General features: G+C 64.8%; 9 protein-coding genes and 1 pseudogene. 2 read left to right on the top strand and 8 right to left on the bottom strand.

The genetic code is table 11. The annotated features are described in order from the left end of the window. Positions 1–73: 73 nt before the first annotated feature. The 8 genes from hybE to A3CW_RS0143785 form a co-directional block, all read right to left on the bottom strand. Entirely contained in the window at positions 74–613 is a 540-nt protein-coding gene (gene hybE / locus A3CW_RS49820; RefSeq protein ID WP_051482111.1) for a [NiFe]-hydrogenase assembly chaperone HybE, read from the bottom strand. Then, on the bottom strand, positions 610–843 hold the full coding sequence (locus A3CW_RS0143820; protein WP_028209130.1) for a rubredoxin: 234 nt from the start codon (positions 841–843) through the stop codon (positions 610–612). The genes hybE and A3CW_RS0143820 overlap by 4 nt, the downstream gene beginning before the upstream one ends. Positions 844–845: 2 nt before the next feature. Next, on the bottom strand, positions 846–1,697 hold the full coding sequence (locus A3CW_RS0143815; protein ID WP_035515831.1) for a hydrogenase expression/formation protein: 852 nt from the start codon (positions 1,695–1,697) through the stop codon (positions 846–848). Positions 1,698–1,757: 60 nt separating this feature from the next. Next, entirely contained in the window at positions 1,758–2,549 is a 792-nt protein-coding gene (locus tag A3CW_RS54525; RefSeq protein ID WP_322787998.1) for a HypC/HybG/HupF family hydrogenase formation chaperone, read from the bottom strand. A gap of 8 nt (positions 2,550–2,557) precedes the next feature. Then, positions 2,558–3,220: a HyaD/HybD family hydrogenase maturation endopeptidase gene (locus A3CW_RS0143800; RefSeq protein ID WP_028209128.1), complete on the bottom strand. Its 663-nt coding sequence runs from the start codon at positions 3,218–3,220 to the stop codon at positions 2,558–2,560. 7 nt (positions 3,221–3,227) lie between these two features. After that, positions 3,228–3,938: a Ni/Fe-hydrogenase, b-type cytochrome subunit gene (cybH, locus tag A3CW_RS0143795; protein WP_035515828.1), complete on the bottom strand. Its 711-nt coding sequence runs from the start codon at positions 3,936–3,938 to the stop codon at positions 3,228–3,230. 49 nt (positions 3,939–3,987) lie between these two features. Then, positions 3,988–5,844: a nickel-dependent hydrogenase large subunit gene (locus tag A3CW_RS0143790; RefSeq protein ID WP_028209126.1), complete on the bottom strand. Its 1,857-nt coding sequence runs from the start codon at positions 5,842–5,844 to the stop codon at positions 3,988–3,990. 67 nt (positions 5,845–5,911) lie between these two features. Continuing rightward, positions 5,912–6,997 carry a hydrogenase small subunit gene (locus A3CW_RS0143785; protein WP_028209125.1) on the bottom strand — a complete coding sequence of 362 codons (1,086 nt, stop codon included), beginning with the start codon at positions 6,995–6,997 and terminating at the stop codon, positions 5,912–5,914. A 1,502-nt stretch (positions 6,998–8,499) separates the two neighbouring features. Between A3CW_RS0143785 and A3CW_RS52950 the strand changes: the two genes are divergently transcribed. Then, positions 8,500–8,664: a hypothetical protein gene (locus A3CW_RS52950; protein ID WP_154678232.1), complete on the top strand. Its 165-nt coding sequence runs from the start codon at positions 8,500–8,502 to the stop codon at positions 8,662–8,664. A gap of 10 nt (positions 8,665–8,674) precedes the next feature. After that, positions 8,675–8,832, top strand: a pseudogene (locus tag A3CW_RS52945) (IS5/IS1182 family transposase); the annotation flags it as partial.

The following is an 8,832-nucleotide window of genomic DNA, read 5'->3' as shown; positions in this document are numbered from 1 at the left end:
CCGCCCGCGATGCTGTCCTGCCGGCCGGGACGCACCCGGTATTGCCCGGCCAGCGCGGCCAGCGTCGCCGCATTCATGCAGCGCTCCCGAACGCGCCCGGCCGCAACAGGAACGCGCGCGGCGCAATGCGCGCTGGGTCGCCGTTCCCATCGCCCTTCGCGCCGCCTTCCCCGCCGCGCAACTGCGCGAGGACGGCCTGCGCGGTGGCGACGGCGCTCTCCTGGCCAGCGAATTCGAACATCGGCGAAAAAAGCGAGCAGCACGCATACGCGCCAACGCCTTGCACGTGCGCGCCGATCCATTCGAAATCGACGTTGCCTACGCGCAAGCGTGCCTTGCCGCCCGGCCGCGGACATGGCGCCGAATCCTGCATCGCGCCGGGCAGCCAGAGGAGATTCATGGACCACGGCGTGATCAGTACGCCGAGCCAGGCACCTCGCGCCCCGGCCTCCCCCGGCATCGGCGCGAAGCCGATTGCCTCGACGCGCAAGGCGCGATTCACGACCGGCATATCGCGCATCGCACCGTTGGCGACCGTCTCGAAGTGCGCGACCAGCGCCGCCACCCGTGGCTCGCCGCGCAGGGTGTCTCGCACGATGGCGCGCGCGGTCAAGCCGCGTCCCCCACCACCATGAACTGGTCCGCCGCGCCGTCGCAAACGGGGCAGCGCCAGTGCGCGGGAAGCGCCGCGAACGGCACGTGCGGCGAAATCTGCCAGACCGGGTCGCCTTGTTCGGGATCGTAGATCCACCAGCAGATCTTGCATTCGAGGCGCGTATGCGCCGCGATGCGGCTGCTATCGCCGAGATAGCTGCCCTCGAATTGCATCATGCGATCGTTCATCGTCACGCTTCGCCTACCCACTCGATCAACTGGGCGAGGCGCTCGCACGAATCCGCGATGTCTTCCGGCGCGGCGCGCACGACCTCCGGCAGATCGGTGATCTCGATCGTGTTCAGGATCAGCGTGTCCTGCGAGTTGAAATACGCAACGCGCCAGCAGTTTGCGATCGCCGTGCTGCCCACGCGGCAATTTCCGTAGCCGCGCGAGAGCACCTGCACGGAGCCCTCGCCCAGCATGGCGTCGATCAATTGTTCATCCCCTGGCGACAACGGCAGGAGCGTCAGGTTGACGGCATGGGGCGCGTCCCCGGCACGCCAGCGCGCAACATGATCGCGCACCTCGCTCAGGATCGACGGCGCGTTCATCACGCCCGTTGGCAACAACCCCGGCAACGGCGCCATCGGCTGCGTCCCCTCTGCGGGCCGCGCGAGGAGCGCCGGTGCTGCACCGATTTCGAGGCGGTCGGCCGCGCTCGCGCCACCGGGCTCGACCATGCGCCACAGCCCGGGTAGCACCGTCTCCTGGATCAGGACGCTGCCCCGCTGCGCATTGTCGATGCGCGCGCTGACCTCGCCCTCGCCCAGCACGTCGTTGAGAATGCGCAGCGCCACCGCGTCGCAGGTCGTCAGGTCGATCGCTTCGGGCGGCGTGCCGGGTTCGTATGCCGCCAGCACGCGCAGTACATCGCGCAGCACGCCGCGCGCGGCGTCGAACGCCCGCGCATCGGCGCGCTCGGGCAGCGACGGCGCTACATAGGTGCGCATGCCTTGCGGCATCGGCAGATAGTCGAGCACCGCATCGCCCTCGTCCTGGCTGCCAGGGCCGAACGGCACGGGAAACGGAGTCATGGACATGGTTGGCAATCCCGATGATTGATCGATGTTCATTCGACGCTTGGTCACGGATAGTGAAGACTAGTCACAATCCGCCGAAGCGCCGGCGGCGTTGACGGGAATGCCGACCGAAGGCGCCCGCGTAGTCGGCTGCGCGAGCGCATGGGCGACGTTGGCCACGTAATCGTCCCAGTCCATCATGCCCGCGAGCGTCGTGACATAGCCGCCGTCGCGCAGCCACAGCAATGCGGGCCAGCGCTGCGAGCCGAAGCGGCGCGCGATCGCGTCCTCGCCTTCGCGCGTCGCCACAGCCACGCGCAATGGGCGGCCAAAGCGGCCCGCCGCGAGGCGCGCGAGTTCGGGCAGCACCACGGCCACGTCGAGGGATTCGGGAAAGTGCACCGGGTCGCCCGCAAGCAGCACGACGCATTCGCCGCCATCCGCCAGCCAGTCGTCGAGTGTGCGTTCGTCCACGAACTCGGCGTGTCCGTCGTCGATCAGCCGCTGCACCACGGGCGCTGCCTCATGCGCGGCGCCGCTCGTATTTGTCACGTCGATTCCTTGGTGGACCGGTGAGTGCCGCGCGCCGCCAGTCAGCCGGATCAGGTCGTCCACGCCGAGCGCGGACGGCAATTCAAAATGCGCGCTCGCGCGGGCCATGGCGGCGTCGCCCGCCAGCGCCCGCTCGACAAGCGAGAGCGTCGCGTCGATTTCCGCCGCGCGCGTCGCGTCGAGCTTCTCGCGCGCCGCGTCCAGAAAGACCAGCAGCCATTCACCGGCGCTGCACGGGCCAACCAGCGACGTGTCGATGCGGCGGCGCGCGCCGCGCCCGTCGCACGACGCCTGCAAGCCCTGCACCTCGATTACCCGCATCGGCACGCCTATGCACACGACGGCGGCTCCTCGCGGCGCATGCGCAGCAGCACGCGCTCGTCGCCGGTGCGGCACGCATCGGCTTCGCTCGGCCGCTCGCCTTCGTAGCGCGCGAGCGCGAGATGCGGCAGCGTGACCGCCTCGTCGGCGCGCAGCGGGGTGCGGCGCGACGAGGGTTCACCGCACCATGCGGCAAGGCGCTCGACGCCCAGTTCGAGCGCGCGCTCCAGCGACGCCTTCATGGCGGGCCGCAAGCTGCCGCCGTAATCGTCCACTTCGTCGGGCTGGCAGCCGACCAGCAGCACGCGGCGCGGATACCGGCCGGTCAGGCGCGCGAGCATCAGCACCTCCTGGAAGCCGGTCTGGTGCAGGCTCATCTTGCGCACCCCGAGAAACGCCGGAACGTCGTCATCCTCAACGATCTTCAGCGTGCCGGGCGCGAGACCGTAATCGACCGCGTCGAAAATCAGCAGGCTGTCGGCGGCCTGGACGTACTGGACCAGATACAGCCCTTGCGTGCCGCCGTCCATGAGGCTCACGTGCGGGGCGAATTCGAAGCGCTGCTGGAGCGCCTCGATGCAGCGCACGCCAAAGCCCTCGTCGGCCCACAGCACGTTGCCGATGCCGAGCACGACGATGGCGGGCGCGCCGCTTTGCGGGGAAGTCAGCATCGCGGCCTCACTTCTTGAACGTGCGGTAGCCCGAGATCATCGAGCCGACCACGCTCTGGCGGCCCATGATGTCCTCGCGGATCGCCGCATAGACATGCAGGATCACGAAGATCAGGATCGCCCACATGCCGAGGTGATGCCAGGTGTGCACGCCTTGCGACTGGCCGAGCAGCGGACGCACCCAGCCAAACGCAATCTGCTGCCACGAACCCGCCTGCGCGCCTTCGCCGTACAGCGCGAAGCCGGTCACGATCATGAACAGGGAGACCAGCAGGAACACGAAGAACATTGCGAATCGCGACAACGGATTGTGCCCGCTGAACTGGCGCGGCGTGGGCCCGACAAACGCGTAGTAACGCAGCATGGCGAGCATGGCGAGCCAGTACTCGCGCGAGAACACCGGCACCCAGAACATCTCGCGCGCATGGTGATCGCCGACAATGGCCCAATAGGCGCGGCCCGCGAGTCCGATGGCGAACAGGTAGGCGGCGGTGAAATGCGCGAAGCGGATATAGCCCATCAGAAAATGCGCGCTTGCCTCGCCGGGCTGCGTGGGAAGCGGCGAGCCGATCAGGTAGCCGGTCACCGCGAGCACCACGATCGACGCCGCGTTCAGCCAGTGCCAGACGCGCACCGGCGCTTCGTACACGTAAATCGCCTCGGCGGGCGGAACGGTGTCGCGCGCCTCTTCGCGTCGGGAATACGATTGCATCGTCATCATCCTTTCTTGGCCGCCACTGCGCCGGCGCCGCAGCGGCCTGGTGGAGTTAGAGCACGGTCACGGCGGTCATTTCAGCGCCGTCCTCGCTCATCACGTGCGTCGAGCACGCCATGCAAGGATCGAACGAATGCAGCGAGCGCAGGATCTCGACAGGCTGCTCGGGGTTCGCCATGGGCGTGTTCATGAGGCTCGCCTCGAATGCGCCGATCTGCCCTTTAGCGTCGCGTGGGCCGCCGTTCCAGGTGCTCGGCACGACGCACTGGTAATTCTCGATGCGGCCATCCTTGATCCGGATCCAGTGGCCGAGCGCGCCGCGCGGCGCGGCGACCGCGCCCACGCCCTTCGCTTCGGCGGGCCACGTCGACGGGTCCCACTTGTCGACGTTCGCGGTCGAGATGTCGCCGTTGCGGATGTTGTCGATGAGGCTTTGCCAGTCGTCCGCCATCATCTCGGCGCAATACTCCGCTTCGAGCGCGCGGGCGAGCGTGCGGCCGATGGTGGTCGGCAGCAGTTGTTTCGCGCCGAGCGAGGTTTCGGGCAAGCCGAGCAGCTTCGGCATGCCCTGGTTCACGGTGACGAGCGAGGTTTCGATCTGCTCCTTCGTGCGCCCGCAATGCGCATTGCCCTGCTGCGCGTGCGCGTAGCCCAGGATGTAGCGCGCGAGCGGTCCGACCTCCATTGCGTGCCCGCGCCAGCGCGGTGACTTGACCCACGAGTATTTCGCGCTCTCGTCAATCGACTCGATCGCGGTGCGCGTGCCCTTCGTGTTGGGCCCCAGTTCGTAATGCGGCTCGGTAATCCCGTCCCAGGGATGCAGCCCGCGGTCGTTGTCCGGGTATTGATACCAGGAGTGCGCAACGAACTCCTGCACTTGCTCGGGGTCGCGCGGATCGACCGGCAGGATCGTGTTCCAGTCGCCGTTGAGGATCGCGCCGCCCGGCATCTGGTTGGTGGATGGGCTGTAGTTGACGAGCGGATACGCGCCGTAGTCCATCACGTTGGTCGCGGCGAGGCCGCCGCCATGCAACCAGCCGCGCGCCTTGTAGATCGTGCCGATCGCAAGCAGATCGGGCACGTAGACGTTGCGACAGAACGTGATCGCTTCGTCGATGAGCGACTTGACGAAGTTCAGGCGCTCCATGTTGATCGGCGCGCCGGCGGCGAGATCGCCGTCGATATTGATCGCGCACGGCACGCCGCCCACTAGGTAGTTCGGGTGCGGATTCTTGCCGCCAAAGATCGTATGAATCTTGACCCACTCCTTTTGCAGGTCGAGCGCTTCGAGGTAGTGTGTGACGGCCATCAGGTTAGCTTCCGGCGGCAGCACGTAGGCGGGGTTGCCCCAGTAGCCGTTCATGAACGGCCCGAGCTGGCCGCTTTCAACGAACTTGCGCAGGCGCGTCTGCACGTCGCGGAAATAGCCCCGCGACGACATCGGATGCGCGGGCGAGACGCGTTGCTGCAACTCGGACGTGAGCTTGGGGTCGGCCTTCAGCGCCGATACCACATCGACCCAGTCGAGCGCGTGCAGGTGGTAGAAGTGCACCACGTGGTCGTGCACCTGCAATGTCTTCTCCATGATTTCGCGGATCAGGTGCGCGTTCGGCGGAATGCGGATGTCGAGCGCGTCCTCGACGGCGCGCACGGAGGCGAGTGCGTGACATCCCGTGCACACGCCGCAAATGCGCTCGACGAATGCCCACGCGTCGCGCGGATCGCGCCCGTTGAGAATGACTTCGAGCCCGCGCCACATGGTGCCGGTGGAGACGGCGTTGCAGATCACGTTGTTCGAATCGACATTGACCTCGACGCGCATGTGGCCTTCGATGCGCGTGACCGGATCGACGACGATGCGCCGCCCGCTGTTGTCGAGCTGAAACCCCTGGGTGGAAATGGCTGTCATGCTTGTTTTTTCCTGTGCTGCTTCCTGTGCTTGTCGGCGGCGCCCCGGCGCGGGGCGCTAGATGCGGCTATCGGCCGTCGCGGTCTTGCCTCGCGTCGTGCTTCGATTTGGCGCGCTGAATCGCCGAAGCGGCCGCATGCGCCGCCGCAGCGGCGCCCACCACGACGGCCGCGGTGCCACCAATTTTGTCGGCGTTCGCTTCGACGCCGAACTGGTTGATCTGGGTGAGCCGGTCGTAGAAGGAGCCCTTGTCCCAGAAGCCGTCCTCAGAGCAGCCGATGCAGCCGTGGCCCGCCTGAATGGGGAAGCTCGTGCCGCCGTTCCAGCGCACGGTCGAGCAGGCGTTGTAGGTCGTCGGGCCCTTGCAGCCGGCCTTGTAGAGGCAGTAGCCGCGCAGTGCCGCATCGTCGTCCCACGACTCGACGAACTGGCCCGCGTCGAAATGGGTACGGCGGTAGCACTTGTCGTGAATGCGCTGGCTGTAGAAAATCTTCGGGCGCCCCTGGCGGTCCAGCTCCGGCATGCGGTCGAACGTGAGCATGTAGGTGATCACGCCCGTCATCACCTCGGCGATCGGCGGGCAGCCGGGCACCTTGATGATCGGCTTGTCGGTGATGACCTTGTGGATCGGCACCGCCTGCGTCGGGTTCGGCTTCGCCGCCTGCACGCAGCCCCACGACGCGCACGAGCCCCACGAGATCACGGCCTTCGCGTCCTTCGACACACGGCGCAACTGATCGACGAACGGCTTGCCGCCGATAATGCAGCTCATGCCGTCCTGGATCAGCGGCGGATTGCCTTCGACCGCGAGGATGTAGTTGCCGCGGTACTTCGTCATCACTTCTTCGAGGATCGCCTCGGCCTGGTGCCCCGCGGAGGCCATCAACAGGTCGTCGTAGTCGAGCGAGATCATCGAGAGCACGACGTCCTTCGCCAGCGGGTGCGCCGAACGGATGAACGACTCCGAGCAGCACGTGCATTCGAGCCCATGCAGCCAGAGCACCGGCGTGCGCGGCTTGGTCTCCATCGCGTGGGCGATCTTTGGCATGACGGCGGGCCCGAGACCGAGCGACGTCGCCGTCAGCGAGCAGAATTTGAGGAAGCTGCGGCGCGAAATCCCCTGACGTCGCATGACTTCATAAAACGTTTCGATCACTGTGTGGTTCCTTGATGGCCATCGGGTTGGCGACGCCGGCATGCGGTTGCGTCTCGGGGCGCCCCCTGTCGGCGTTTAGCGTTCTCAAAACACAAGATTCGTGCCAGCTTCGTGCGCACCTGGTCCAACCCGGCCTCAGAATGGCGTTGATCTAGGTCACAAAAGAAAAATGCTCCGGCGGCGGTGTCACACACCTGTCGCGGCGCCGCACTCAGGCCGCTCAGGTAGCCACGACGCGACCATTCGCGCGCCAAAGTGGCAACGTCGTGACCACCCGCGCGATGCGCGCAATCCGTTGGCGGGAGACAAGCGCGACCACGTATCGCACTGAGAAAGCCTTCTAATGGCGCTGGCCGAAGGCATGGCCCACAAGGTGGAACGGAGGTTGCTTGATCGAACACCTTTCGCCGGCGCGCTATGAACCCCAGACGGCTGGCGACCGATTCGAGCAAGACACGATGGATATTCCGTTGTCCACGCCCCGCACCGCCCGACGTCATTCCCGAAACGCTCCGCCACGCGCGCGAAAATCGGCGTCGTGCTGTCGATGCTCCTCGCGTGTAATCTCGCCGCGTGGTCGTAGACCCTACTAAAAGTGTCACAACTTCGACGGTAAATGTGTCATCAACAACCACACCCGTCGCGGGGAAATCAACAAGATTCCGGATGAAATCCGTAGCTTGGCGCCTGCGAACTGAAAGTGTCACCTGAGAAACCGCGCGAACTGTCACCAAGGTGATCCGGCCGCAGTGGTGCCGATAAGCGCTCCTTTCCTGGCCGCAGGGCAGCGCAATGCGGACTCTTGTTATTGGATGTTGAAGCGATCCGGGGCAAGCCGCCCGACGATCCCCGCGCGCATCGCCATGAACACGCGCTGGCGCTATTCGATCGACTCCATGCGCGACTCACAACCGCGCTGGAAACGCTCTCGCACAAACCCGACATCCAGGACTACCCCTGCACCTTTAGAAGATTTTGTCGCAGTAGCGACAGAAATTGACAGAAGTGTCTGGTTTGTCCGTTAGTGCTACGTGAATGGTTTTAATGGCCTTTCAAGATTTCTAGTTTCGATTGGCGTTTGCTTCTTGGCATGGATTTCGCATAAAAGTATAAGCCGTTGATTAACCTTATCGGAGTATCGTCATGCGTAAATTTATGAAATCGATGCTAGTAGGCTCAGCCGTCATCATGATTGGCTTAGCTCAGCCAATCTTGGCTGATGAGCCTGTATGTGAGCCAAATGGGTGGCACGGTTGGTGCTGCTATGTCGAAGGGCAACCTCCAGATTGTTCCTAGCCCAATGAACCATTGAAATTGCACCGATCTAATCGTGCATGGGCAAAATGACTGAGTGAAACCGAGCGCGAAGAGCTGGTGTCGATGCAGCGCAGCCGGGTTCTGTCGCTCAACTGGTTGTATGCCGTCCTATGTCATTCGATGTCCGAAAAGCCTGCCTGTCGCGTTTCAGACTTCCTCCGTCGATCGGCCGAGAAACCAACATGCCTGAAGAACATCTGGCGACGCTGCCGATGTGGCGCGTCAACCATATTGAGTCGGCCTTGAACAATCCGCGAAGGCTTATGCGGCAAGGCTCCGAGGCCGAAATAGCATTGTGGGATTTGCAGAGACCTGGCATATTGATGCCGAAATCCTGCAAATCCTGACGAGGTGCGGATGGGTCCGAAGACGCCTGTGACAGAGGGAGATTTCTTCCGGCAGCCCCTGCGTGAGCAGATCAACCTGAAACATCCGCTGGTGCGGCTGGCTGACCTGATCAACTGGAATCGGCTGGGCATGGCGATGAGCGAGAGCTTCGTGTCGCGCAAGGGACG

Origin of the sequence: Paraburkholderia nodosa DSM 21604 (genome assembly GCF_000519185.1) — a bacterium.
GTDB lineage: Bacteria > Pseudomonadota > Gammaproteobacteria > Burkholderiales > Burkholderiaceae > Paraburkholderia > Paraburkholderia nodosa.
The sequence above is the reverse complement of the archived record's forward strand: the minus strand, read 5'-3'. Positions and strand labels throughout refer to the sequence as shown.